Genomic DNA, 23,093 nt, shown 5'->3' on the forward strand with positions numbered 1-23,093 from the left:
GGTAAAAGGATTTCGTCATGAGCTATCGCACGCTGGGTCATTCGGGTTTGCAGGTATCCACCCTGACCCTGGGCACCATGATGTTCGGCGAACAGACCAGCACCGAAGATTCCCTGCGGATCATCGACAAGGCCTGGGACCAGGGCATCAATTTCATCGACACCGCGGACGTTTACACCAACGGCCGCTCCGAAGAGATCGTCGGCGAAGCGATCGCCGGTAACCGCCACGAATGGGTGCTGGCGACCAAGGTCGGTTTCGGCCCGGTGGACGGCGTTCCGAACCGCAGCGGTCTGAGCCGCAAGCACCTGTTCAATGGCATCGACGCCAGCCTGACGCGCCTGGGCACCGATTATCTCGACATCTATTACCTGCACCGCGAAGACCACAACACGCCGCTGGAAGTCACGGTGTCGGCCATCGGCGATTTGATCCGCCAGGGCAAGATTCGCTATTGGGGTTTGTCGAACTACCGTGGCTGGCGCATCGCCGAGGTGATTCGTGTGGCCGATCAACTGGGCGTCGACCGGCCGGTGATCAGTCAGCCGCTGTACAACATCGTCAACCGTCAGGTGGAAACCGAGCAGATCACCGCCGCGCAAAACTATGGCCTGGGCGTGGTGCCTTACAGTCCGCTGGCTCGTGGTGTGCTCAGCGGTAAATACGCGCCGGACGTGAAGCCGGATGCCAGCAGCCGCGCCGGCCGTGCGGACAAACGCATTCTGGAAACCGAATGGCGCGTCGAATCCCTGCGCATTGCTCAGCAGATCCAGCAGTACACCCAGGGTCGCGGCGTGGGCATCGTGGAATTCGCCATCGCCTGGGTGCTGAACAACAGCGCCGTCACCTCGGCCATCGTTGGGCCCCGGACTGAAGAACAATGGGATGCCTACACTAAGGCTCAGACGGTGAAGATTACGGCTGAGGATGAGGCGTTCATTGATTCGCTGGTTGTGCCTGGGCATGCGTCGACGCCGGGGTTTAATGATGTGAGCCACTTTGTGTCGGGACGCAAACCGCGCTAACTGCAAAAGATCGCAGGCTTCGCCAGCTTCTACCTGGATCGAGTACCCCAGTAGGAGCTGCCGAAGGCTGCGATCTTTTATCTGGCGACACATTCTCCGGCCGAACCACGTATCCTCTGCGCCCGTTTCACGTTCAACTTCGCGAGGACAGTTTGTCTAAAGGTATCGCTCTATCGGTTTCAGCCTCGGTGCTGTTTGCCGTCATGTATTACTACACCTCGCTGCTCACGCCTTTGAGCGGCGTAGAAATCTTCGGCTGGCGGATGCTGCTGACCCTTCCATGCATGACCGTGTTCATGGTGGTCTCCGGTGAATGGAAACGCGTGGTCGCCCTTTTTCGGCGGCTGGTTGGCCAACCAAAACTGCTCGCCGGCCTGATCGTTTCCGCGACGCTGCTTGGCCTGCAACTCTGGCTGTTCATGTGGGCACCGCTCAACGGCTATAGCCTCGACGTGTCTCTGGGCTACTTCCTGTTGCCGCTGTCGATGGTGCTGACCGGGCGGTTCGCCTATGGCGAGCGACTGTCTTACCTGCAAAAGGTTGCCGTGTTTTTTGCTTCCCTCGGCGTGCTCAACGAGCTGTATCAGGTCGGCGGTTTTTCCTGGGCGACCTTGCTGGTCGTCATCGGTTATCCGCTCTACTTCATCCTGCGCAAACGACTGGCGACCGACAACCTCGGCGGTTTGTGGATGGACATGGCGTTGATGTTGCCCGTGGCGTTCTGGTTCGTTCAGGGCGGTGAACAGGGTTTCGCCGTGTTCGATCAACACCCGTGGCTGTCGCTGCTGATCCCGTTGCTCGGCGTCATCAGTGCATCGGCGCTGGTGGTTTACATCATCGCCAGCCGACTGCTGCCATTCAGCCTGTTCGGGTTGTTGAGTTACGTCGAGCCGGTGCTGTTGCTCGGCGTCGCGTTGCTGCTGGGGGAAAGCATCAAGGCCGGTGAATGGCTGACGTACATCCCAATTTGGTTGGCTGTTGTGGTGTTGGTGTTCGAAGGGTTCAAACATCTGGTCCGGCATCGACGGAAATCGATGTAGGACCGGCACGAAAAAGCCCGGCCAGCATTGCTGCTGACCGGGCTTTTTTTACATCTGAAACGGCTTAGTCGGTGGAGAGCACACCACGACGAACCTGGTCGCGCTCGATGGATTCGAACAACGCCTTGAAGTTACCTTCGCCGAAACCATCGTCGCCTTTACGCTGGATGAATTCGAAGAACACCGGGCCCATCAGGGTTTCCGAGAAGATCTGCAACAGCAGACGCTTGTCGCCCGACTCGGACGAACCATCCAGCAGAATGCCGCGCGATTGCAGTTGATCAACCGGCTCACCGTGGTTCGGCAAACGGCCTTCGAGCATTTCGTAGTAGGTTTCCGGCGGTGCGGTCATGAAGCGCATGCCGATGCTTTTCAGGTGATCCCAGGTCTTGATCAGGTCATCGGTCAGGAAGGCAACGTGTTGAATGCCCTCGCCGTTGAACTGCATCAGGAACTCTTCGATCTGCCCGGCGCCCTTGGACGATTCTTCGTTCAGCGGGATTTTGATCATGCCGTCCGGCGCGGTCATGGCCTTGGAGGTCAGACCGGTGTATTCGCCCTTGATGTCGAAGTAACGGATCTCGCGGAAGTTGAACAGCTTCTCGTAGAAGTTGGCCCAGTAGGCCATGCGACCGCGATACACGTTGTGGGTCAGGTGGTCGATGATCTTCAGGCCAGCCCCGACCGGGTTGCGGTCAACGCCTTCGATGAACACGAAGTCGATGTCGTAGATCGAGCTGCCTTCACCGAAACGGTCGATCAGGTACAGCGGCGCGCCGCCGATGCCCTTGATCGCGGGCAGGTTCAGTTCCATCGGGCCGGTTTCGATGTGAATCGGCTGAGCGCCCAGTTCCTGAGCCCGGGCAAACGCCTGCTGGGCATTCTTGACACGGAACGCCATGCCGCACACCGACGGACCGTGCTCGGCCGCGAAGTACGAAGCGACGCTGTGGGGTTCGTTATTGAGGATCAGGTTGATCTGGCCCTGGCGATACAGGTGCACGTCTTTGGAACGGTGGGTCGCGACCTTGGTGAAGCCCATGATCTCGAAGATCGGCTCCAGTGTGTTCGGGGTCGGCGATGCGAATTCGATGAATTCAAAGCCCATCAGGCCCATTGGGTTTTCGTATAAATCTGCCATGGTTGGCGCCTCATCATTTTCTTGTCAATTAACGGATCGTTAGTTGCTAGCAATGCTGAGACCGGCGGGTGGCGCGCAGGAGATGCCCCGCACGCTGCGGGCGAGGAAGTCACCGTAGATCAATTGAAACCCAAAACTCTTCATTGTCGACCCAAGGCTCTTGCGGGCGAGGCTTCTGCTGCCAGAAGACGATTATTCTTATATGCGTAACCCGATTCTACACAGCGTAAATAGGTTTGTCCGCCTTCTGTATCAAATCCCCTTTTTCCCTGCTCGCGCAAGGGGTTTGTTGCACAGGAAAATCCCCGCGAGGATCAGCCCTCCTCCCAGGCACATCGCCAGGGTCAAATGCTCGCCTAACAGCAGCGCACCGAGGATCACCGCGGTCAGCGGGTTCAGGGCGATGAACACGCCTGAACGCGTCGCGCCGATTTTGCGAATGCCGTCGTAATAGCCGATATAGGCCAGCGCCGAACCCAATACGCCCAGGTACATCAGGCTCATCCATTGCTTTGGTCCGAGGCTGGCGAGTGCAGTAACACTCAACTCACCGCGAACAGCACTGGTCAACCACAGCATCAGCGTGCCCAACAGAATCGAGTACGTCACCGTTTGCACCGGGCCCAGGGTTTGATTCAGATCTTTGGAGAACAGCGAATAAACGCCCCAGCCAAGCACACAGCCGAAGATCAACAGATCGCCGATCCACGCATCGGCGTTGCCGGCCAACAACTGCGGGTTGCGACTGACGATCACCAGGCTCGCGCCGGCAATACAGATCGCGATCCCGAAAACCTTTGCTCGACTCAAGCGCTCCTTGAAAAACAGCCATGACGCCAGCCCGATCACGGCCGGGTTCAACGCCACGATTAATGACGCCCGTGAGGCATTGATGTAGTGCAGGCCATAAAAGAAGCACAGGTTGTAGAAAAAGATCCCGAAAAAACCCAGCAGCGCCAATTGCAGCCATTGCCGGGGACTGGGCCTTGTGAGAGGCACGCGGGCCAGCAGCAGAAACACCAGCAACGCCACACTGGCCAGCAAGAATCGCAGGCTGGCGGCAAACAAGGGGCTGAGGCTGTCGGCCAGAAACCGCCCGGCGACGAAGGTGCCGCCCCAGATCATGGTGACTGCCGCCAGTTTCAGATAAACCGGCACGTCCGAAGGGTTGGACAGGCTCTGCTCATAGGTCGTCATAGGTTTCCAGAACGAGAAATCGGGGGAGATGGCGTATCATTCGGCTAATACCTTCTCATCGTAAAATGAGTAAACACTCATGACCCTTACCCAACTTGAGATCTTTTCTCTGGTCGCCGAGCTTCACGGCTTTACCGCGGCAGCCAATCGCTTGGGGATTTCCCAATCCGCGGTCTCTCATGCCCTCAAGTCGCTGGAACAGGAATTGGGCGTCGAGTTGCTGCGCCGGCATCAGTCTCGGGTCGAGCTCAGCGACATCGGCCAGCAGCTTTTACTGCGCGCCCGAGCGATGCTGGGCCTGGCCAACACCTTGCGCCAGGAAGCGGCCGATGCTCGCGGAATGAAACGCGGCACATTGCGCATCGGCTCGTTCGGCCCGACCTCCTCGATCAAACTGCTGCCGCTGATCCTGCAGCACTACCGCGCGGCTCACCCGGGCATCGAGGTCCACATTGACGAAGGCCCGGACCGGCAGGTGATCCAGTGGCTGGAGGAACGGCGTATCGATGTCGGCTTCGTGGTGTTGCCGGAGGAGCGGTTCGACACCTTTGCGCTGATCGAAGACCAAATGGTCGCGCTGCTGCCCGTCGATCATCCGCTGGCCCGTCGCGACAGCCTGAGCTTGAGCGATTTGTGCAACGACCCGTTTGTGTTGACTGAGGCCGGCTCGTCGGAGCTGGTGTCGCGATTGTTCAGCGCCGCCCGGCTAACTCCGAACATCCGTTATCGCTGCTCGCAACTACTGAGCACGCTGGACACCGTTGGCCGAGGCGATGCGCTGACGGTCGTCGCCGAAAGCTCATTGCCCGATGATCGCGACAGTCGCTACGTGAAAAAACCGCTGTCGCCACCGGTCACCCGTCAGGTTGGTCTGGCGGTGCTCGACCAGCGCCAGTCATCCCCTGCGGCGCTGGCTTTTATCAAACTGTCCGAGCGCCTGAATTACCGTTGAGCGGCGCATGCGTCGAGGGCGTGCCGTCAGCCTGGTGCTGGAACTCACCGAGCGCGAACTCATCGAACCCACGGCCATCACCCACCACTGTTCGAGCAGCTTCACGCGCTGGGCGTGATGATCGCGATCGATGACTTCGGCACTGGTCACTCAAGCCTGGGTTACCTGCGTCAGTTCAATGTGGACTTTCTGAAAATCGACCAGAGTTTTGTCGCCATGATCGGCATTGACGCCCTCTCGCGGCATATTCTGGACACCATCATCGAACTCTCGGCCAAGCTCGATCTGGGCATCGTCGCCGAAGGCGTGGAACCACGGAGCAAAGTGATTATCTGACCGCCCACGGCGTGAACTTCTTGCAAGGTTATCTGTTCGGCCGGCCGATGCCCGGCGCGGACTTCATTAACGCATTAAGTCACCATTAACTAGCGACGCTAAGCGACGAGACAAGGAAATCGCGCACCAATTTGAATCAAAAGACTACTGTTGTTACATGAAGAAAAAGACAGGATTTACTCTTGGCCAATTAACTACTACAATTTTTCATGCCTGCGCTAGATTGGCAGGTGAGCCATTATCACCGAGTCGCTTCAAGGCTCTTGGCTTATAGCTTTGTTTGCGGTTGGTATCAGCCAAACACACTATTGGAGTAAAGATATTGTCCAGACTCGCTGAATTTCGTGCAGCTGAAAAGGCCCTTCAAGAGCAGCTCAAGCAGCTGGAAAACCTGAAGAATGATGCCGGGCTCAAGAAAGAAATCGAATTCGAAGAAAAGCTCCAGGGGCTGATGAAAACCTACGGCAAGAGCCTGCGCGACATCATCGCCATTCTCGATCCGAACCCGGCAAAATCCGGTCTGCAACAGGCAACAGCGCCTAAAACCCGCCGCGCTCGCGTGGTCAAGGTTTATCAGAACCCGCACACCGGTGAACTGATTGAAACCAAGGGTGGCAACCACCGCGGCCTGAAAGCCTGGAAGGAACAATACGGTGCAGCTACCGTTGATTCCTGGCTGCGTGGCTAAGCACTCGCGGTGACAAAAAAGCCCTGCCAATGCAGGGCTTTTTCATGGACGCCTTCTAAATGCAACGATTGGCGTCGATCAACTCGCTACTTGTTGAATAACTTTGTGCTTAATCCCTTGGGTATCTAAAAATTTCCGAATGCGCTGAAACCGGCAGCCATTGAAATCTTTAACTAAAGTTTCAAGCTGTTACGGGCTGCCTCTATTTCATCCTGACTTGCCTTATAAACCTCTGCCTGCCCCGCGTAGGAAAGAACATAGGCCTTATCGCCATCCACGGCGGCAACCAATGTTTGAGAGAGCACATGCCTTCCGTTCTGCGTGATCGTGCAGGTAGTTTCCAGCGCTGATAAGCGGCTCAAGGTCGTCGGGTGAATCTTGTTGCAGACACTTTGATAACCGCCTTGAAAAAAGTCCTTCTGCACCGACTTGCGCATCTCCAACAACACGCCTTGCAGATTCACCTGATGACCACTTTCCACCTGAGTCATGGTCAACTCCATCACCATCACTGGCGTGCCGCCCTGATCGTTTTTCACCGCACGCTGGCGGGACACCTGGGTATTGGCGTCGTCTTGCGGGACGGCTTCGACCTCCCAGCCGCTGGGCCAGGTCATGATTGGCTCGTCTGCGTGAGCGCTGTTAACACCTGAAAGCACGCAGATCAGGACGAACATCGATTTACAGAAACGAATCATTGCAATGAACACTCACGGATTGAACCGTAAAGTCTGAGCCTCGCCCGTCTGTCAGGCAATAGCCGACTGTTTTGGTTTGGTGATGTCAGAGCCCTTGCGTATCATTGTCGCCATTCGTTAGCCCCACTTATTTTCCGGAGGGCCCATGAGCCTGCACGAATTGAACACCTTCCCAGGCGTGACTGCCCAACCTGACACCGCCACCCAGAAGTTCGTCTTCAACCACACCATGCTGCGGGTCAAGGACATCACCAAGTCCCTGGATTTCTACACGCGCATTTTGGGTTTCTCGCTGGTGGAAAAACGCGACTTCCCGGAAGCCGAGTTCAGCCTTTACTTCCTGGCGCTGGTCGATAAAAACCAGATCCCGGCCGACGCTGCTGCCCGCACTGAATGGATGAAGTCGATCCCCGGCATTCTCGAACTGACCCACAACCACGGCACCGAGAACGACGCGGATTTCGCTTACCACAACGGCAACACCGACCCGCGTGGCTTCGGTCACATCTGCATCTCGGTGCCGGATATCGTCGCTGCGTGCGAGCGCTTCGAAGCGCTGGGCTGCGACTTCCAGAAGCGCCTGAATGACGGCCGTATGAAGAGCCTGGCCTTTATCAAAGACCCGGATGCGTACTGGGTTGAGATCATTCAACCCGCACCGATGTAATCAAAATCAAAAGATCGCAGGCTTCGCCAGCTCCTACAGGTATACACAGAACCCTGTAGGAGCTGGCGAAGGCTGCGATCTTTTGAGTCACACACAAAAAACCCCATGATCGCTCATGGGGTTTTTGTGTTTTCAGCGTCGGGTTTTTATGCCGGAGCCGAGGTGCGGATCAAGTGATCGAATGCGCTCAGGGAGGCTTTGGCGCCCTCGCCCACCGCAATCACGATCTGCTTGTACGGCACGGTGGTCACGTCACCGGCTGCGAACACACCCGGCATCGACGTTTCACCGCGGGCATCGACGATAATCTCGCCGCGAGGCGACAACTCGATGGTGCCTTTGAGCCAATCGGTGTTGGGCAGCAAACCGATCTGCACGAAGATCCCTTCCAGCTCGACGGTACGCAACTCCTCCGACTGACGATCCTTGTAGCGCAGGCCGTTGACCTTCTGACCGTCGCCCAACACTTCAGTGGTTTGCGCACTGGTGATGACAGTGACGTTCGGCAGGCTGTGCAACTTGCGCTGCAAGACCGCATCGGCGCGCAGCTGCACGTCGAACTCCAGCAGTGTTACGTGGGACACGATGCCCGCCAGGTCGATGGCCGCTTCGACGCCGGAGTTACCGCCGCCAATCACCGCCACGCGCTTGCCTTTGAACAGCGGACCGTCACAGTGCGGGCAATACGCCACGCCTTTGTTGCGGTATTGCTGCTCACCCGGGACGTTCATTTCGCGCCACCGCGCACCGGTCGCCAGGATTACGGTCTTGGCTTTCAGGGTCGCGCCGCTGGCGAAGTGGACTTCGTGCAACTCGCCGTTCTTGCCCGGCACCAACTTGTCGGCGCGTTGCAGGTTCATGATGTCGACGTCGTATTGCTTAACGTGCTCTTCCAGCGCCACGGCCAGTTTCGGCCCTTCGGTTTCCTGCACGGAGATGAAGTTCTCGATGGCCATGGTGTCGAGCACCTGCCCACCAAAACGTTCAGCCGCCACACCGGTACGAATGCCTTTACGGGCAGCATAGATCGCGGCCGAAGCACCGGCCGGGCCACCGCCGACGACCAATACGTCAAAGGCTTCTTTGGCGCTGATCTTCTCGGCCTGACGCTCGATACCGCTGGTGTCGATTTTGGCGAGGATCTCTTCCAGGCCCATACGGCCCTGACCGAAGTTCACGCCGTTCAGGTAAATGCTTGGCACGGCCATGATCTGACGGTCATCGACTTCGGCCTGGAACAGCGCGCCGTCAATGGCGACGTGGCGGATGCTCGGGTTAAGCACGGCCATCAGGTTCAATGCCTGGACCACGTCCGGGCAGTTCTGGCAGGACAGCGAGAAGTAAGTCTCGAAGCTGAACTCGCCTTTGAGCGAACGGATCTGTTCGATCACTTCAACGCTGGCCTTCGAAGGGTGACCGCCGACTTGCAGCAAGGCCAGCACCAGCGAAGTAAATTCGTGGCCCATCGGGATGCCGGCGAAACGCAGGCTGATATCGGCACCCGGGCGGTTGATCGAGAACGAAGGTTTACGTACATCGTCACCGTTGTCGAGCAAGATAATTTGGGTAGAAAGACTGGCAACGTCTTTGAGTAATGCGAGCATTTCCTGGGATTTCGCACCGTCGTTGAGGGATGCAATGATCTCGATCGGCTGGGTGACCCGTTCCAGGTATGACTTCAACTGGGCTTTAAGATTGGCGTCCAACATACGGGCGATTTCCTTTTTCAAAAGACATAAAAAAACGCCCGAGCGAATCTCGCCCGGGCGTTTTTGAGGGCGGTTGCAGCTTACTTAGGTGCGGAAACCCGCCCTGATGATGCGATCCACAGACTTAGATCTTGCCGACCAGGTCCAGGGACGGAGCCAGAGTGGCCTCGCCTTCTTTCCACTTGGCTGGGCAAACCTGGCCTGGGTGAGCAGCGACGTACTGAGCAGCCTTGATTTTGCGCAGCAGCTCGGAAGCGTCACGGCCAACGCCGCCATCGTTCAGTTCAACGATTTTGATCTGGCCTTCTGGGTTGATCACGAAGGTGCCACGGTCAGCCAGACCTGCTTCTTCGATCAGCACGTCGAAGTTGCGGGAGATGGCGTGGGTCGGGTCGCCGATCATGGTGTACTGGATTTTGCCGATGGCTGGCGAAGTGTTGTGCCAGGCAGCGTGGGCAAAGTGGGTATCGGTGGAAACGCTGTAGATCTCGACGCCCAGTTTCTGGAACGCGTCGTAGTTGTCAGCCAGGTCTTCCAGTTCGGTCGGGCAAACGAAGGTGAAGTCGGCAGGGTAGAAGAACACGACAGACCATTTGCCTTTCAGGTCAGCGTCCGACACTTTTACGAAGTCGCCATTTTTGAAGGCGTCAGCTTTGAACGGTTTAACTTGGCTGTTGATGATAGGCATCGATGACTCTCCGTCAGGGTTGAAAAGTTTGGTTGAGAAGTTGATGGAGTGAATCCTACCGACTCGATTGCCGGATGGCTCATTGGCAAAGCTCATGCTGCTCATTGGTTTTCGCTATTAGCCGAACGTATTAATAGAAGAAAACTTACTTAGCAGCGCCAATGGTTTTTTCCGCGAGCGGTGTCATCCCGAGAAACGGGCTGGCTTCAACATAGCGCATGGCGGACTTCATATCCTTCCAGCCCACGTAACTCATCAACGACTTCAAGTCCCACCCGCTCTGATGGGCCCAGGTGGCAAAGCCGCGCCGCAACGAGTGACTGGTGTAGTGCTCGGCCGGGATGCCGGCGCGCTCCAACGCCTGGCGCAGTAACGGGATCACGCTGTTGGCGTGCAGCCCCTCCTCGCTCAGATGGCCCCAACGGTCGATGCCTCGGAACACCGGTCCACGGACCAGCGCGGCTTCGGTGATCCAGTCGATGTACGCCTGCACCGGGCACAGGCGCTGCAACGCTGGCGTCTGGTAAGTCTTGCCGAGGTTTTCGCGGTCACTCTTGGTTCGCGGCAAATAGAGCGTGATGCCTGAGCCGGCAGCCGCTTGCACGTGCTCGATCTTTAACCGGCACAACTCATCGCTACGAAAACCGCGCCAGAAGCCCAGCAGGATCAGCGCCCTGTCGCGTCTGGCCCGCAACAGAGCCGGTTGATCGTGTTCAGCTTTTGCGGTTTGCGCTTCTTGCTCCAACCAGGCAATCACATGCTCCAGATGTTGAAGCTGTAAAGGCTCGGCCTGTTTTTCTTGAGCCGGGTGTAGCGCGCGAATGCCCTTGAAGACCTTGCGCACCACCGGCGCCTTGGTGGGGTCAGTAAAACCCTGACTGTTGTGCCATTGCGCCAGCGCTGACAAACGCAACTTCAAGGTATTGATCGACAGCACACCCGCATGAGCGACGAGGTAGCGCGCCACGCTGTCGCTGGTCGCCGGCAGGAAGCCGCCCCAACTGACTTCGAAATGCTCGATAGCCGCTCGGTAGCTGCGACGAGTGTTGTCGCGGGTGGCGGCCTGCAGGTAACGATCCAGCTCAGTCATGGGCTCAACTCTCTAAAACGTACCGCTTTGGCGGGTGAAAACGCGCCACAGGGCTCATCACACGGGGTAATACCAGTATATCCCGTATGAATACCTATCGTATTTTAAGTTTTTCGTTAGCGTGGTACATTGTGTACTCAAGTGGCATGTACCACAGTACGAAATCGTAGGAGAACTCATGGCTCGTGGCGGCGTTAATAAAGCAGTGGTGCAAGCGGCACGTTTGGCAATTCTCGCCCGAGGCGAAAACCCCAGCATTGATGCGGTACGGATCGAGATGGGCAACACGGGCTCGAAAACCACTATCCACCGCTATTTGAAGGAACTGGATGACGGCAGCGAGCGCATCGAAACGCCTTCTGAGCCCATTGATGATGAGCTGGCAGGCTTGGTTTCACGCCTGGCGCAACGCCTCAAGGAACAGGCGCAAGAACCCATCGATCAGGCATGCGCGCAGTTCGACCAGCAGCGAAAAGAGTTGGAAATACAGCTGAAGGAAGCCCAACAAGCCAACACGCAATTGCAGCAGCAGTACGAGATTCAAAGCCTGGCTCTGACTCAAGAGTCCGAGGCTCTGCAAGAAACCCGCGCCATGCTGCAGACCGAGCAAACCCGCAACGCCGGACTAAACCAGGCGCTGGCCGATTTCGAATTACGCTTGCAAGACAAGGATGAGCAGATCCGCTCACTGGAAGAAAAGCACCTGCACGCTCGCGATGCCCTGGAACATTATCGCAACGCTGTCAAAGAACAGCGTGAGCAGGAGCAACGTCGCCATGAAAGCCAGGTGCAGCAGATTCAGATGGAGTTGCGCCAGGCCCAGCAAAGCGCATTGGTGCGCCAGGATGAGATCACGCAACTGCACCGCGACAACGAGCGCTTGTTGACGGAGAACCGTGGCACCCTGAGAGAGTTGAGCCTGCTGCAGGATCAACTCAAGCAAACCAACGTTCGACAGGATCAGCTACTGGAACAGGTGAACCGTATCGACAGCGAACGCACCCTCCTCCAGGAACGCTTACGCACTGCCCTTCTGGAAAATCAGTCGCTGAAACAGAGTGTCGACGAGCAGTCGCAGATAAACAAAGTATTGGAAATTGAGTTGCTCAAGACTCAGGCGAACCTCGATGAGAGCGTGCGCCTGGCGGCCGTCATTGCGACAGCACCAGACGCATCAGAACCCCAAAAGGACGATTAACCCGCGACCGGCGTACGCATGGTGACGAACTCTTCGGCGGCAGTTGGGTGCACGCCGATGGTTTCATCGAAATCGCGCTTGGTGGCACCCGCTTTCAAGGCGATCGCCAAGCCCTGAACAATTTCTCCAGCCTCCGGACCGACCATGTGACAGCCCAGAACCTTGTCGGTCTTGGCGTCCACCACCAGTTTCATCAGGGTGCGCTCCTGGCATTCGGTCAGGGTCAGCTTCATTGGGCGGAAGCGGCTTTCGAAGATCACCACATCGTGACCGGCCTCCCGGGCCTCTTCCTCGGTGAAACCGACCGTGCCGATGTTCGGCAAACTAAACACCGCGGTCGGGATCATCTTGTAATCAACCGGGCGATATTGCTCAGGTTTGAACAAACGTCGCGCCACGGCCATGCCTTCCGCCAACGCCACCGGCGTCAGCTGAACCCGACCGATCACATCGCCAAGCGCCAGGATCGACGGCTCAGCCGTCTGATACTGCTCGTCGACCTCGACGAAACCTTTCTTGTCGAGTTTGACCCCGGTGTTTTCCAGCCCAAGATTGTCGAGCATCGGACGTCGACCGGTGGCGTAGAACACACAATCCGCTTCCAGCTCACGGCCGTCCTTGAGGGTCACCTTCAGGCTGCCATCCGACTGCTTGTCGATACGTTCGATGTCGGCGTTGAACTGCAGGTCCATGCCTCGCTTGGTCAGCTCTTCCTGCAGGTGTTTGCGCACCGCACCGTCGAAGCCGCGCAGGAACAGTTCACCGCGATACAACAACGTGGTGTCGGCGCCCAGACCGTGGAAGATCCCGGCGAATTCGACGGCGATGTACCCACCGCCTACGACCAGAACGCGCTTGGGCAGCTCTTTGAGGAAAAACGCCTGGTTGGAACTGATTGCGTGCTCGTGCCCCGGAATCTCCGGAATCTGCGGCCATCCACCGGTAGCAATCAGGATGTTTTTGGCGGTGTAACGCTCGCCATTGATCTCGACCTGGTGCGGATCAACGATTTTGGCGTGGCCTTCATGCAAGGTCACACCACTGTTCACCAGCAGATTGCGATAAATACCGTTCAGGCGATTGATCTCGCGATCCTTGTTGGCGATCAGCGTCGCCCAATCGAACTTCGCTTCGCCCGGCGTCCAGCCAAAACCCGAAGACTGCTCGAAGTCTTCGGCGAAGTGCGCACCGTAGACCAGCAGCTTCTTCGGTACGCAGCCGACATTCACACAAGTGCCACCCAGGTAGCGGCTCTCGGCCACCGCCACTTTCGCGCCAAAACCGGCAGCAAAACGCGCAGCCCGCACACCGCCGGAACCGGCGCCAATCACATAAAGGTCAAAATCGTAGGCCATTTTTTCAATCTCCTCGGCAGTCCACAAGCATACCCGCAGACGTCCGCTGGGCAAGCGCTGCAAACGATATGGGGACGGAAAATGAAAAAGCCACCCGAAGGTGGCTTTTCAATACAAGTGGGTCAAGCGCTATCAATAAGCCTTGCCAGTCTTGTAGAAGTTCTCGAAGCAGAAGTTGGTGGCCTCGATGTAGCCTTCAGCGCCACCGCAGTCAAAACGCTGGCCCTTGAACTTGTAGGCAATCACGCAACCGTTTTTCGCCTGCTTCATCAGGGCGTCGGTGATTTGAATCTCGCCGCCTTTGCCTGGCTCGGTTTGTTTGATCAGCTCGAAAATATCCGGCGTCAGGATGTAACGACCGATGATCGCCAGGTTCGACGGTGCGTCTTCCGGGGCTGGTTTTTCGACCATGTTGCGAACGCGGTACAAATCATCAGCGATCAGCTCGCCGGAGATCACGCCGTATTTGTTGGTTTCCAGCGGATCCACTTCCTGGATCGCAACGATGGTGCAGCGATACTGCTCGTACAGCTTGACCATCTGAGTCAGGACGCCGTCGCCTTCGAGGTTGACGCACAAGTCGTCCGCCAGCACTACCGCGAACGGTTCGTCACCGATCAGCGGGCGGCCAGTCAGAATGGCGTGGCCCAGGCCTTTCATTTCGGTTTGGCGAGTGTAAGAGAACGAGCACTCGTCCAACAGTTTACGGATGCCGACCAGGTATTTTTCCTTGTCGGTGCCCTTGATCTGGTTTTCCAGCTCGTAGCTGATGTCGAAGTGGTCTTCCAGAGCGCGTTTGCCGCGACCGGTAACGATGGAAATTTCGGTCAACCCAGCGTCCAGTGCTTCTTCGACGCCGTACTGGATCAGTGGCTTGTTTACCACCGGCAGCATTTCTTTGGGCATGGCTTTAGTCGCTGGCAGGAAGCGAGTACCGTAACCGGCTGCTGGGAACAAGCATTTCTTGATCATAAAAGTCCTTGATAGGGCTGTGTGTACGAGTTTCGGCGCAGTCTAATCAGGCGGCGTGCACCTTACAATGCCCCGCACTGGCTAACCGATGCCATCATAGAGAAATATTCTCGCGGATAGTTCCCGAGTTAGCTCCGCAGCTTTTATAGATAGCACAGACCAGCAGATCTGCACGGCCGCGAATCGCACCACCCTACACCATCAGCACCCGTTGAGTGCATTTGGCGCTATCATTGCGCGATTGAACCAGCCAACGAGGCAGATAGATGTCGGTAGCAAAAAGTGTCAACGGGTTCCTGATCAATCAGGCGAAAGACGGCCAGTGGTGGGTAGACAGTGCCAGCGGCGAGAATATTGCCGGGCCTTTCCCGACCGAGGCGTTGGCAATTGAAGTAGCATCCGTATTGGAGCTCGAACACCCAGCCCCGAAGCGTCGCGGCAAGGACAAGTCCTGAGAAGCACCCGACTCGACCCAAGCCCTGCCTTGCGCAGGGCTTTTTTGTGATTGCCTGCAACCAAGTGGCCATTCGCTATAACCTTTTGATGCCAGCGCTGTCACAGGCTCAGCCCCTTCATCCTGACGACGACAACGACATGAATAAATTTTTGCCCCTGATCGCGGCACTGGCCCTGAGCGGCTGCGCCACTTCGGAAACGACCTACCTGAACAACGGCGAACAAGGCCTGGCCATCGACTGCTCCGGGGAAGCCAATTCCTGGGCGACCTGCTACGAAAAAGCCGATGCCTCTTGCGCCGGCACCGGCTATCGGATCGTCGGTACCGACGGAACACCTTCGACCAAGGAAAGCGACAAGACGCTGGGTGTCGACGTCGGCAACTACAAGAACCGCAACGTCGTGGTGGTCTGCAAGTAAGGCGCCCTGCCCTACATGTGAATTTCGGCGAACTTGATCCCGAGACCGCGCACCGTCTCGATTAATTCATCAAGGCTACTGAAGGATTCGACTTCATCGTTTTCATCCACCAGAAAATAACTGCGCCCGGCGCTTTTCTTGAAAAACACGATCCATTCGCCCGGATTCGCCGGATTCTGAATCACGTGGGTGGCAGAGATGTGACCCTCTGCATGGCGCTCCCGTACCTGCTCTCGCTTCATGCTCGACTCCAGAAATGACAATGCCGCCAAAGCGCTGCTTTGGCGGCATCGGTGCTGACGGGCGACAGTCTATCAGCCGGAAATGCACGCCGTAGCGGCATTGCGTACATCCATGGGGCGCAACGGCACATTGGAAATGCGCTCATGCAACTTGATGCTGCTGCCAGTGGACCGATCTTCGATATCAAATACCGCGGCCGGCCCCGAGGAGAACTTCTGCGGCACGATGACTCGCATACCGTCCTTGTGCGGCTCGACTTGCAGGGCTCCCCGGCTGCTGGCCAGTTTCTCGGTCAGGCATTGCGCGTACTCATGAGGCTTCTTGCCTGAAATCACGCTCATGGTCGGCAGCGACTCATTGATCTCCGAGACACTCGCACAACCACTCATCGCTATCGCCATAGGCAGGAACAGCACACCCCACTTCATACAACACCTCCGATAAAGACACTCCGACAGTACAAATGCTGTTTTTCTCCGAGGCTTGCTGCGTTTATCGCTCATAGAATTCCGTATAACTGTTTTTAATTGTCAAAGCAGACCTCGACGACCGGATAATAACCTGTTCGGGCTGATAAACTGCGCCAATCGCACATGCTATCGTTTTGATTTTGTAGAAAAAGCCCTTCTGGAGGCGCCTCATGAAATTTATCCACCAGCGCGAGCACCTCAACGAAGACGACATCGTCGTCATTCAATGCTCCCAAACATGCAATATCCGCTTGATGAACGACGCCAACTTCCGCAGCTTCAAGAATGGCGGCCGCCACACTTACCACGGTGGTGCATTCGACACCTTCCCGGCCCGGATTACTGCGCCGAGCACCGGTTTCTGGAACATCACCATCGACACGGTCAACCGCCGGCCGATCAGCGTAACTCGCAAACCGACCCTGACTCACACCATCAAGATCATCCGCCGCTCCAGCACGAAACTGAGCTGAGTGACACCCAAACACGAAGACAAGAAGGTATGACCGTGGCCCAAACGACCAAGTACGTCATCAAATACAAACTCAATGGTGAGCGTCGCTTCGAATTTGCCCAGCTTGAAAACGGCACCGAAGAAGAAGCCAAGGTCGCGCTGGATGCGCTTCATGGTTCGAGCGAAGACGTCATCAGCGACATAAGCGTCAGCAAAGCGTTGTAACGGGATCCGGAGCGACAACATGGACGTCTGCTCCTGCCTCTGGAATTCAACCGCAAGCGCCGGAGTGTTCGTTCCATCCCCGCTCCCTAGACTGGCCACCTCAACCTTTGGTTAAGGAGTCAGAACATGTCTACTTCCTCGATTCGCTTCATCAGCGGCACTTCCAGCCTTGGCGTCTTGCTGCTGGCGTTCAGCGCCGAGGGTCTGTGCGCGCTGCTGATCGGTGATGATCTGGCAACGCTGGAGCGCGATCTTTCGCGACGCTTCCCCGGCCAACAAGCACCGCAGCGCGATGAGGGATTGATGCCTGCGCTGGAGCAAACCCTGCGCCACCTCGAAGACCCGCGCACCACCCTGGATTTTCCGCTGGATCTGACAGGCAGCGTTTTTCAACGGCGAGTCTGGGATGCCCTGCGGCAAATACCGCTGGGTGAAACCGCCAGCTATCTGGATATCGCGCGACAACTGGGGCAACCCACGGCTTTTCGGGCGGTGGCCAATGCCTGCGGAGCGAACCCGCTGGCGGTGATCGTGCCGTGCCATCGAGTGCTGCGTCAGGATGGCAGCCTCGGCGGCTACCGTTGGGGACTGGAACGCAAACGGCAACTGCTGGATCGTGAGGCGCAGCGATGAGCGAGCGTTCTTTCGATGGACTGGACTGGGAAGCGCTGACAGAGCAACTCGATCAGGATGGCTGCGCGATCATCAGGTCGCTTTTAAGCCACAAGACGTGCGATGAAATCAGCGCTTTGTATGCCCGCCCCGAACCGTTTCGCTCGCAAGTGGTCATGGCTCGTCACGGCTTTGGCCGTGGCGAGTACAAATACTTCAGGTACCCGTTGCCGGATGTCGTCGCCCATTTGCGCAGGTCTCTCTACCCTCGACTGGTGCCGATAGCCAATCGCTGGTACGAGCACATGGACCTGCCGACCCGCTTCCCTGAAACGCACGAAGCGTTCCTCGAACGCTGCCATGCCGCCGGTCAGGAACGCCCGACGCCGTTGTTGCTGCACTATGGACCGCAGGACTACAACTGCTTGCATCAGGACCTGTACGGCGAACACGTCTTCCCGCTGCAAGTGGCGATTTTGCTGTCAGAGCCGGACGAAGACTTCACGGGCGGCGAGTTCGTGCTGACCGAACAGCGCCCACGGATGCAATCGCGCCCCCAGGTCATTGGCCTCAAGAAAGGTGACGGGCTGATCTTTGCCGTCAACCAACGACCGGTCAAAGGCGTTCGTGGCTATTACCGAGTCACCCTGCGCCACGGCGTGAGTCGCCTGCACAGTGGAAAACGACATACCCTTGGAATCATCTTTCACGACGCGTTATGACCCCATGAACCCAATCACCTTCGACTTGTTTGCCGACGCGGAACCCGAGCAGCAACCCAAGCTCGATCGTATCGGCGAACAGTCCTGCGTCCTCAGAGGCTTTGCCCTGCCCTGGCTGGATCAGTTGCTGCCCGCACTGGACGCAGTTCTGGCGGCGGCACCGTTTCGACAGATGATCACGCCCGGAGGCTTTACCATGTCGGTCGCCTTGAGCAGTTGCGGCGCGCTGGGCTGGACCACCGACCGCAGCGGTTATCGCTATACCCGCCATGATCCGCTGACCGGAAAACCCTGGCCGAAAATGCCCGAGGTGTTTCTCGAATTGGCACAAGCGGCGGCGCGGGAAGCGGGGTTTGCGGATTTCATGCCTGATTCCTGCCTGATCAACCGTTATGTTCCCGGGGCCAAGATGTCGTTGCACCAGGATAAAGACGAATTTTCCTACGCAGCGCCCATCGTTTCAGTGTCTCTGGGATTGCCGGCGATATTCCTGTTCGGCGGTTTCGAACGCAGCGATAAAAGCCAACGAGTGCCGCTGTTCCATGGCGACATCGTGGTCTGGGGTGGCGTGGATCGTTTGCGTTATCACGGAGTCTTGCCGATCAAGGACGGCCAACACCCGCGACTGGGCGAACAACGGATCAACTTCACCTTTCGTACCGCCGGATGAAGCCTTCGAATTCGACCGCAAGACCCGGGGTGCAGCGACCCCGTCGGCTGGTTAATCTGCATGAAACAGGTCAGGACATGAAGCCATGACAAGCCATTCGACAAAAATTGCCACCGAGAACGATCCTCGCTGGGCCGCCGTCGTCGCGCGTGATCCCCGGGCAGACGGACAGTTTGTGTATGCGGTGAAAACCACCGGCGTTTACTGCCGCCCCAGCAGCCTGGCACGTTTGCCGAAACCGCAGAACATCGAGTTCTTCGACACGGCCGAGCAGGCCCAGGCGGCGGGTTATCGCCCCAGCAAACGAGCCGCGAAAGATCAAAGCGACATCGCCGCGCAACATGCTGCGACCGTGGCCGCTGCATGCCGCCAGATCGAAACCGCGGAAAATCTGCCTGTACTGAGCGAACTGGCCTCTGCTGCGGGCCTCAGTAGCTTTCACTTCCATCGGGTGTTCAAAGCGGTTACCGGTCTGACGCCCAAGGGTTACGCCGCGGCCCATCGTTCACGCAGGGTCCGTGAGCGCCTCGCGGACGGAGACTCGGTGACTGACGCGCTGTATGACGCCGGCTTCAATTCCAACAGCCGCTTCTATGAAGCCGCCGATCAGCTATTGGGCATGAAACCCGGTGATTACCGCGCCGCCGGTCAGAACAACGACATTCGTTTTGCGGTCGGCCAGTGTTCCCTGGGAGCGATTCTGGTGGCGCAGAGTGAACGGGGTGTTTGCGCGATCCTGCTGGGTGATAATCCGCACCAACTGGTCTGCGATCTGCAGGACAAATTTCGGCGTGCCAATCTGATTGGCGCCGACCAAGCGTTCGAGCAACTGATCGCCAAGGTTGTTGGTTTTATCGAAGCACCGGCCCTGGGCCTGGATTTGCCGCTGGATGTTCGTGGCACCGCTTTTCAAGAACGGGTCTGGCAAGCCCTGCGGGAGATTCCCGTCGGTTGCACCGCCAGCTACGCCGATATCGCTCAACGAATCGGCGCGCCAAAAGCGATGCGCGCCGTGGCTCAAGCCTGCGGCGCGAACAACCTGGCGGTGGCGATTCCGTGCCACCGCGTGGTGCGCAGCGACGGCAACCTGTCGGGCTATCGCTGGGGTGTGGAGCGCAAGCGTCAGTTGCTTGAGCGCGAAAACCCGTCTGAGTCCTGAATGCCGATATAGACCGACACTGAATCCGGGCTGGTATAGACCTCGAAGTCTGTGGCGAACGCGCGGCAAACCTGCGGGTTGTCCTTAAAGTAGGCCCAGATCAGCCCCCACGTCTGAATGACGCTGTCCGGCATCGCCCCTTTGGCGCTGAACACCAGGTATTCGCCTCCTTCCACCTGAATCTGCGCAAAGTCCTCGGAGGACGCGGTGACCGCCACCCCCGCGGTCACATCGAAGTGGCCCGAAGCGTCGGACTCATAGTTGGAATAGACACCGTACACAAAGGAATCCGGCTGTTTGTGGGCGATCTTGTCGAAAATCCCCTCAACGAAGAATTGTTCCCACATAGGGCCGATGCGCGCAGTGTCTGGCTGCTGCTCTGCGGCATTGCAGGTGCGCACTTGGAGGCCCGAGACGCTAAAGGGCCGCACTTCACGCTGTTTTACATCCATGGTCAATATCCCTTGTCTCTGTCGTTTGTCTGTTTGATTGACGGTGAGATGGTCACCGATTGACGTCGACCACCACCCGACCACGCAATTGACCAGCGAGCAAACGCGGTGCGGCCTCGATCGTTTCACTCAAACCGATTTCATGGCTGATCAGGGGCAACAGAGCGAAATCCAGATCCTTGGCCAGACGATTCCAGGCCAGTATCCGCTTGGCTTTGGGCTGAGTCACGCTGTTGATCCCGGCCAGGGTCACGCCGCGCAAAATGAACGGTGCGACTGAAGCCGGGAAATCCATGCCTTGCGCCAGGCCACACGCGGCGACAGTGCCGTTGGCCTTCGTGCTGGCACAGGCGTTGGCCAGGGTGTGACTGCCGACCGAGTCGATGACCGCCGCCCAGCGCTCCTTGGTCAAGGGCTTGCCCGGCTCGGACAACGTGGCGCGGTCGATGATTTCGCTGGCGCCCAGTTGCTTGAGGTAATCGTGCTCGGAGGTTCGGCCGGTGGACGCGACCACCCGATAGCCGAGCTTGCTCAGCAATGCGATGGCGAAACTGCCTACGCCGCCATTGGCGCCGGTGACCAATACTTCGCCCTGATCGGGCGTCACTCCATTATGTTCCAGCGCCAGGATGCTCAGCATCGCCGTGTAACCCGCCGTGCCGATGGCCATCGCTTGCGCCGCGGTGAATGCCTTGGGTAGCGGAATCAACCAGTCACCGTTCAAGCGAGCCTTCTGCGCCAATCCGCCCCAATGTCCTTCGCCTACACCCCAGCCATTGAGTACGACCTGATCACCGACTTTGTAGTCCGGATGCCCACTGACTTCGACAGTGCCTGCCAGATCAATACCCGGCACCATCGGGAATTTTCGCACCACCGGGCTGCTGCCGGTGATCGCCAGGCCATCCTTGAAGTTCAGCGTGCTGTACGCCACACGCACTGTCACATCGCCCTCGGGCAGTTGATCGTCATTGATCTCTTGCAGTGTGGCCCGGTAACCGCTGTCGTCTTTGTCGATCAAAATGCCTTGGAACATTGCTGCCTCCAGATGGAATCACTCAGTTGTGGTGCAGTTGAAATAACACATAGCAACATTTCACCGTACTCGACTTTAAGCCAAGAGTGGCACACGAACTGAAAACTCGACTGGCCTTGTATCCGTCATTGCTGATACAAAAACGGTCCTACCGTCCCTGCCCTGTTATGACGTCGGAGAACCCTTCAAATGAGCAAATGGCCAGACACCCGCATTCTTGACCTGCTTGGCATTGAGCTGCCGATCATCCAGGCGCCCATGGCCGGCGCGACCGGTACGGCCATGGTTATTGCAGCCAGTAACGCCGGCGGCCTGGGCTCGATGCCCGCCGCCATGTTGAGCATCGATCAGTTACGCGAGGAGCTGAAAACGATTCGCCAACACACTCAGCGCCCGATCAACGTCAACTACTTCTGCCATCAGCCACCCGCCGCCGATGAGCAACGCGCTCGAGACTGGAAGAATCTGCTGGAGCCCTACTACCGGGAACTTGGCGTGGACTTCGACGCGCCGACGCCAGTGTCCAATCGAGCACCGTTCGATAACGCGGCCTGCGAAGTGATCGAAGAGTTTCGCCCCGAAGTCGTGAGTTTCCACTTCGGCCTGCCGGAAAAATCCCTGCTGGACCGCGTGAAAGCCACTGGAGCGAAAGTGCTCTCCTCGGCCACCACGGTCGAAGAGGCCATCTGGCTCGAACAGCAGGGTTGTGACGCGATCATCGCCATGGGGTACGAAGCCGGCGGCCATCGGGGCATGTTTCTCAGTGATGATTTGAGCAGCCAGGTGGGCCTCTTTGCGCTGGTGCCGCAGATCGTCGATGCGGTGAAAGTACCGGTGATTGCTGCCGGCGGGATTGCCGACGCACGAGGCGTCGCGGCGGCTTTCCTGTTGGGGGCTTCGGCGGTGCAAGTGGGCACGGCGTACTTGTTCACGCCAGAGGCCAAGGTCAGCGCGTCTCATCACAAGGCGTTGCGCACGGCCAAGGAAAGTGAAACAGCAGTCACTAACATTTTCACAGGACGCCCGGCGCGCGGCATTCTCAATCGTGTGATGCGCGAACTCGGGCCGATGAGCGCCAAAGCACCGGCCTTCCCGCTGGCAGGTGGTGCGCTGATGCCATTGCGGGCCAAGGGAGAAGCGGATTTCAGCAATCTCTGGGCGGGGCAAGCATTCACGCTGGGCGTTGAAATGACCACGGCTGAACTGACCCGGAAGTTGGCTGAGGAAGGATTGGCGAAATTGCTTCGTCGGTAACGCACTCACCTGTAGCAGCTGCCGAAGGCTGCGTTCGGCAGCTACTACAGGGTTATGCGTGGTCTCAACAACGCGCATCCAACACGTTCCGTTTGCAGGCAATTCGCTATATATTCCGCTATATAGCGCTTTAACCCCTCGCAGCACTTGCCTACAACGGAGCC

At 57.7% G+C, this 23,093-nt stretch carries 27 protein-coding genes and 1 pseudogene; 16 read left to right on the top strand and 12 right to left on the bottom strand.

Translation table 11 applies throughout. The features are described 5' to 3' along the window. Positions 1 to 17: 17 nt before the first annotated feature. Positions 18 to 1,025, top strand: a complete 1,008-nt coding sequence (locus ACA059_RS16600) for an aldo/keto reductase (RefSeq protein ID WP_497630130.1) — start codon at positions 18 to 20, stop codon at positions 1,023 to 1,025. A 152-nt stretch (positions 1,026 to 1,177) separates the two neighbouring features. Further along, positions 1,178 to 2,065, top strand: coding sequence for an EamA family transporter RarD (gene rarD / locus ACA059_RS16605; RefSeq protein WP_497630131.1), 888 nt, complete (start codon positions 1,178 to 1,180; stop codon positions 2,063 to 2,065). Positions 2,066 to 2,129: 64 nt separating this feature from the next. Here the strand turns inward: rarD and hppD are convergent, their stop codons facing one another. After that, positions 2,130 to 3,206, bottom strand: a complete 1,077-nt coding sequence (gene hppD, locus ACA059_RS16610) for a 4-hydroxyphenylpyruvate dioxygenase (protein ID WP_046047435.1) — start codon at positions 3,204 to 3,206, stop codon at positions 2,130 to 2,132. A gap of 252 nt (positions 3,207 to 3,458) precedes the next feature. Next, entirely contained in the window at positions 3,459 to 4,403 is a 945-nt protein-coding gene (locus ACA059_RS16615) for a DMT family transporter (protein ID WP_497630132.1), read from the bottom strand. A 79-nt stretch (positions 4,404 to 4,482) separates the two neighbouring features. Here ACA059_RS16615 and ACA059_RS16620 point away from each other — a divergent pair, with 79 nt between their 5' ends. The 3 genes and pseudogenes from ACA059_RS16620 to ACA059_RS16630 all read left to right on the top strand — a co-directional run bounded on the left by ACA059_RS16620 (position 4,483) and on the right by ACA059_RS16630 (position 6,379). Continuing rightward, entirely contained in the window at positions 4,483 to 5,355 is an 873-nt protein-coding gene (locus ACA059_RS16620; protein WP_497630133.1) for a LysR family transcriptional regulator, read from the top strand. Between the two features lie 22 nt (positions 5,356 to 5,377). After that, positions 5,378 to 5,780, top strand: a pseudogene (locus ACA059_RS16625) (EAL domain-containing protein); the annotation flags it as partial. Between the two features lie 233 nt (positions 5,781 to 6,013). Next, the gene (locus ACA059_RS16630) at positions 6,014 to 6,379 is read left to right on the top strand and encodes a histone-like nucleoid-structuring protein, MvaT/MvaU family (protein ID WP_497630134.1); all 366 of its coding nucleotides are present in this window, start codon (positions 6,014 to 6,016) and stop codon (positions 6,377 to 6,379) included. A 173-nt stretch (positions 6,380 to 6,552) separates the two neighbouring features. On the opposite strand, the gene ACA059_RS16635 is transcribed toward ACA059_RS16630, so the two are convergent. Further along, entirely contained in the window at positions 6,553 to 7,077 is a 525-nt protein-coding gene (locus tag ACA059_RS16635) for a DUF4946 domain-containing protein (protein WP_123364936.1), read from the bottom strand. A gap of 145 nt (positions 7,078 to 7,222) precedes the next feature. Between ACA059_RS16635 and gloA the strand changes: the two genes are divergently transcribed. Next, positions 7,223 to 7,744 carry a lactoylglutathione lyase gene (gene gloA, locus ACA059_RS16640; RefSeq protein ID WP_033055156.1) on the top strand — a complete coding sequence of 174 codons (522 nt, stop codon included), beginning with the start codon at positions 7,223 to 7,225 and terminating at the stop codon, positions 7,742 to 7,744. Between the two features lie 146 nt (positions 7,745 to 7,890). Here gloA and ahpF read toward each other — a convergent pair whose 3' ends face one another. The 3 genes from ahpF to ACA059_RS16655 form a co-directional block, all read right to left on the bottom strand. Continuing rightward, complete coding sequence (gene ahpF / locus ACA059_RS16645) at positions 7,891 to 9,453, bottom strand: alkyl hydroperoxide reductase subunit F (RefSeq protein WP_497630135.1); 1,563 nt, start codon at positions 9,451 to 9,453, stop codon at positions 7,891 to 7,893. Between the two features lie 124 nt (positions 9,454 to 9,577). Continuing rightward, a complete protein-coding gene (ahpC, locus tag ACA059_RS16650) occupies positions 9,578 to 10,141 on the bottom strand; it encodes an alkyl hydroperoxide reductase subunit C (RefSeq protein WP_007975937.1) in 564 nt (187 codons plus the stop codon). Positions 10,142 to 10,286: 145 nt separating this feature from the next. Beyond that, positions 10,287 to 11,231, bottom strand: coding sequence for a site-specific integrase (locus ACA059_RS16655; RefSeq protein WP_497630136.1), 945 nt, complete (start codon positions 11,229 to 11,231; stop codon positions 10,287 to 10,289). A gap of 178 nt (positions 11,232 to 11,409) precedes the next feature. Between ACA059_RS16655 and ACA059_RS16660 the strand changes: the two genes are divergently transcribed. After that, positions 11,410 to 12,429, top strand: coding sequence for a DNA-binding protein (locus ACA059_RS16660; RefSeq protein ID WP_497630137.1), 1,020 nt, complete (start codon positions 11,410 to 11,412; stop codon positions 12,427 to 12,429). Here ACA059_RS16660 and gorA read toward each other — a convergent pair. After that, complete coding sequence (gene gorA / locus ACA059_RS16665) at positions 12,426 to 13,784, bottom strand: glutathione-disulfide reductase (protein WP_111450115.1); 1,359 nt, start codon at positions 13,782 to 13,784, stop codon at positions 12,426 to 12,428. The two genes, ACA059_RS16660 and gorA, sit on opposite strands and share 4 nt — an antisense overlap. Before the next feature lie 132 nt (positions 13,785 to 13,916). Next, positions 13,917 to 14,756 carry a UTP--glucose-1-phosphate uridylyltransferase GalU gene (gene galU / locus ACA059_RS16670; protein ID WP_497630138.1) on the bottom strand — a complete coding sequence of 280 codons (840 nt, stop codon included), beginning with the start codon at positions 14,754 to 14,756 and terminating at the stop codon, positions 13,917 to 13,919. Between the two features lie 266 nt (positions 14,757 to 15,022). On the opposite strand from galU, the gene ACA059_RS16675 reads away from it, so the two are divergent. After that, complete coding sequence (locus ACA059_RS16675) at positions 15,023 to 15,211, top strand: hypothetical protein (RefSeq protein WP_033055162.1); 189 nt, start codon at positions 15,023 to 15,025, stop codon at positions 15,209 to 15,211. A gap of 139 nt (positions 15,212 to 15,350) precedes the next feature. After that, on the top strand, positions 15,351 to 15,632 hold the full coding sequence (locus ACA059_RS16680) for a hypothetical protein (protein WP_123365041.1): 282 nt from the start codon (positions 15,351 to 15,353) through the stop codon (positions 15,630 to 15,632). 11 nt (positions 15,633 to 15,643) lie between these two features. Here the strand turns inward: ACA059_RS16680 and ACA059_RS16685 are convergent, their stop codons facing one another. Next, on the bottom strand, positions 15,644 to 15,874 hold the full coding sequence (locus ACA059_RS16685) for a hypothetical protein (RefSeq protein WP_008155098.1): 231 nt from the start codon (positions 15,872 to 15,874) through the stop codon (positions 15,644 to 15,646). Between the two features lie 72 nt (positions 15,875 to 15,946). After that, positions 15,947 to 16,303, bottom strand: a complete 357-nt coding sequence (locus tag ACA059_RS16690) for a hypothetical protein (protein WP_497630139.1) — start codon at positions 16,301 to 16,303, stop codon at positions 15,947 to 15,949. A 212-nt stretch (positions 16,304 to 16,515) separates the two neighbouring features. On the opposite strand from ACA059_RS16690, the gene ACA059_RS16695 reads away from it, so the two are divergent. The 6 genes from ACA059_RS16695 (at position 16,516) to ada (ending at position 20,187) form a co-directional block, all read left to right on the top strand. Next, positions 16,516 to 16,818: a DUF1883 domain-containing protein gene (locus ACA059_RS16695; RefSeq protein WP_024164534.1), complete on the top strand. Its 303-nt coding sequence runs from the start codon at positions 16,516 to 16,518 to the stop codon at positions 16,816 to 16,818. A 29-nt stretch (positions 16,819 to 16,847) separates the two neighbouring features. After that, the gene (locus ACA059_RS16700) at positions 16,848 to 17,024 is read left to right on the top strand and encodes a hypothetical protein (RefSeq protein WP_497630140.1); all 177 of its coding nucleotides are present in this window, start codon (positions 16,848 to 16,850) and stop codon (positions 17,022 to 17,024) included. A gap of 126 nt (positions 17,025 to 17,150) precedes the next feature. Continuing rightward, positions 17,151 to 17,657 (top strand): methylated-DNA--[protein]-cysteine S-methyltransferase, encoded by a 507-nt coding sequence (locus ACA059_RS16705; RefSeq protein ID WP_497630141.1) that lies wholly within the window; start codon positions 17,151 to 17,153, stop codon positions 17,655 to 17,657. Further along, on the top strand, positions 17,654 to 18,358 hold the full coding sequence (locus tag ACA059_RS16710) for a 2OG-Fe(II) oxygenase (RefSeq protein WP_497630142.1): 705 nt from the start codon (positions 17,654 to 17,656) through the stop codon (positions 18,356 to 18,358). The genes ACA059_RS16705 and ACA059_RS16710 overlap by 4 nt, the downstream gene beginning before the upstream one ends. Positions 18,359 to 18,362: 4 nt before the next feature. After that, positions 18,363 to 19,028, top strand: coding sequence for a DNA oxidative demethylase AlkB (gene alkB / locus ACA059_RS16715; protein ID WP_497630143.1), 666 nt, complete (start codon positions 18,363 to 18,365; stop codon positions 19,026 to 19,028). A gap of 85 nt (positions 19,029 to 19,113) precedes the next feature. Next, complete coding sequence (gene ada, locus ACA059_RS16720) at positions 19,114 to 20,187, top strand: bifunctional DNA-binding transcriptional regulator/O6-methylguanine-DNA methyltransferase Ada (protein ID WP_497630144.1); 1,074 nt, start codon at positions 19,114 to 19,116, stop codon at positions 20,185 to 20,187. Here ada and ACA059_RS16725 read toward each other — a convergent pair. Together ACA059_RS16725 and acuI are read right to left on the bottom strand one after the other, a co-directional pair. Then, positions 20,151 to 20,639, bottom strand: a complete 489-nt coding sequence (locus tag ACA059_RS16725; RefSeq protein ID WP_497630145.1) for a GyrI-like domain-containing protein — start codon at positions 20,637 to 20,639, stop codon at positions 20,151 to 20,153. The genes ada and ACA059_RS16725 overlap by 37 nt on opposite strands. A gap of 52 nt (positions 20,640 to 20,691) precedes the next feature. Continuing rightward, a complete protein-coding gene (gene acuI / locus ACA059_RS16730; protein WP_497630146.1) occupies positions 20,692 to 21,675 on the bottom strand; it encodes an acrylyl-CoA reductase (NADPH) in 984 nt (327 codons plus the stop codon). 189 nt (positions 21,676 to 21,864) lie between these two features. Here acuI and ACA059_RS16735 point away from each other — a divergent pair, with 189 nt between their 5' ends. Next, complete coding sequence (locus ACA059_RS16735; protein WP_497630147.1) at positions 21,865 to 22,929, top strand: NAD(P)H-dependent flavin oxidoreductase; 1,065 nt, start codon at positions 21,865 to 21,867, stop codon at positions 22,927 to 22,929. The last annotated feature ends 164 nt before the right edge of the window (positions 22,930 to 23,093 follow it).

The organism is Pseudomonas sp. LBUM1647 (assembly GCF_059716175.1).

Bases quoted from the DNA above. Each gene is read 5' to 3' on its own strand.
- ACA059_RS16635 (WP_123364936.1), bottom strand. From the start codon at position 7,077: ATGATTCGTTTCTGTAAATCGATGTTCGTCCTGATCTGCGTGCTTTCA.
- ACA059_RS16695 (WP_024164534.1), top strand. From the start codon at position 16,516: ATGAAATTTATCCACCAGCGCGAGCACCTCAACGAAGACGACATCGTC.
- ACA059_RS16725 (WP_497630145.1), bottom strand. From the start codon at position 20,639: ATGGATGTAAAACAGCGTGAAGTGCGGCCCTTTAGCGTCTCGGGCCTC.
- ACA059_RS16660 (WP_497630137.1), top strand. From the start codon at position 11,410: ATGGCTCGTGGCGGCGTTAATAAAGCAGTGGTGCAAGCGGCACGTTTG.
- ahpF (WP_497630135.1), bottom strand. From the start codon at position 9,453: ATGTTGGACGCCAATCTTAAAGCCCAGTTGAAGTCATACCTGGAACGG.
- acuI (WP_497630146.1), bottom strand. From the start codon at position 21,675: ATGTTCCAAGGCATTTTGATCGACAAAGACGACAGCGGTTACCGGGCC.
- gloA (WP_033055156.1), top strand. From the start codon at position 7,223: ATGAGCCTGCACGAATTGAACACCTTCCCAGGCGTGACTGCCCAACCT.
- ACA059_RS16685 (WP_008155098.1), bottom strand. From the start codon at position 15,874: ATGAAGCGAGAGCAGGTACGGGAGCGCCATGCAGAGGGTCACATCTCT.
- ACA059_RS16710 (WP_497630142.1), top strand. From the start codon at position 17,654: ATGAGCGAGCGTTCTTTCGATGGACTGGACTGGGAAGCGCTGACAGAG.
- gorA (WP_111450115.1), bottom strand. From the start codon at position 13,784: ATGGCCTACGATTTTGACCTTTATGTGATTGGCGCCGGTTCCGGCGGT.
- ACA059_RS16675 (WP_033055162.1), top strand. From the start codon at position 15,023: ATGTCGGTAGCAAAAAGTGTCAACGGGTTCCTGATCAATCAGGCGAAA.
- ACA059_RS16600 (WP_497630130.1), top strand. From the start codon at position 18: ATGAGCTATCGCACGCTGGGTCATTCGGGTTTGCAGGTATCCACCCTG.
- ACA059_RS16705 (WP_497630141.1), top strand. From the start codon at position 17,151: ATGTCTACTTCCTCGATTCGCTTCATCAGCGGCACTTCCAGCCTTGGC.
- ahpC (WP_007975937.1), bottom strand. From the start codon at position 10,141: ATGCCTATCATCAACAGCCAAGTTAAACCGTTCAAAGCTGACGCCTTC.
- galU (WP_497630138.1), bottom strand. From the start codon at position 14,756: ATGATCAAGAAATGCTTGTTCCCAGCAGCCGGTTACGGTACTCGCTTC.
- ACA059_RS16735 (WP_497630147.1), top strand. From the start codon at position 21,865: ATGAGCAAATGGCCAGACACCCGCATTCTTGACCTGCTTGGCATTGAG.
- ada (WP_497630144.1), top strand. From the start codon at position 19,114: ATGACAAGCCATTCGACAAAAATTGCCACCGAGAACGATCCTCGCTGG.
- ACA059_RS16700 (WP_497630140.1), top strand. From the start codon at position 16,848: ATGACCGTGGCCCAAACGACCAAGTACGTCATCAAATACAAACTCAAT.
- ACA059_RS16615 (WP_497630132.1), bottom strand. From the start codon at position 4,403: ATGACGACCTATGAGCAGAGCCTGTCCAACCCTTCGGACGTGCCGGTT.
- hppD (WP_046047435.1), bottom strand. From the start codon at position 3,206: ATGGCAGATTTATACGAAAACCCAATGGGCCTGATGGGCTTTGAATTC.
- ACA059_RS16690 (WP_497630139.1), bottom strand. From the start codon at position 16,303: ATGAAGTGGGGTGTGCTGTTCCTGCCTATGGCGATAGCGATGAGTGGT.
- ACA059_RS16620 (WP_497630133.1), top strand. From the start codon at position 4,483: ATGACCCTTACCCAACTTGAGATCTTTTCTCTGGTCGCCGAGCTTCAC.
- ACA059_RS16655 (WP_497630136.1), bottom strand. From the start codon at position 11,231: ATGACTGAGCTGGATCGTTACCTGCAGGCCGCCACCCGCGACAACACT.
- alkB (WP_497630143.1), top strand. From the start codon at position 18,363: ATGAACCCAATCACCTTCGACTTGTTTGCCGACGCGGAACCCGAGCAG.
- ACA059_RS16680 (WP_123365041.1), top strand. From the start codon at position 15,351: ATGAATAAATTTTTGCCCCTGATCGCGGCACTGGCCCTGAGCGGCTGC.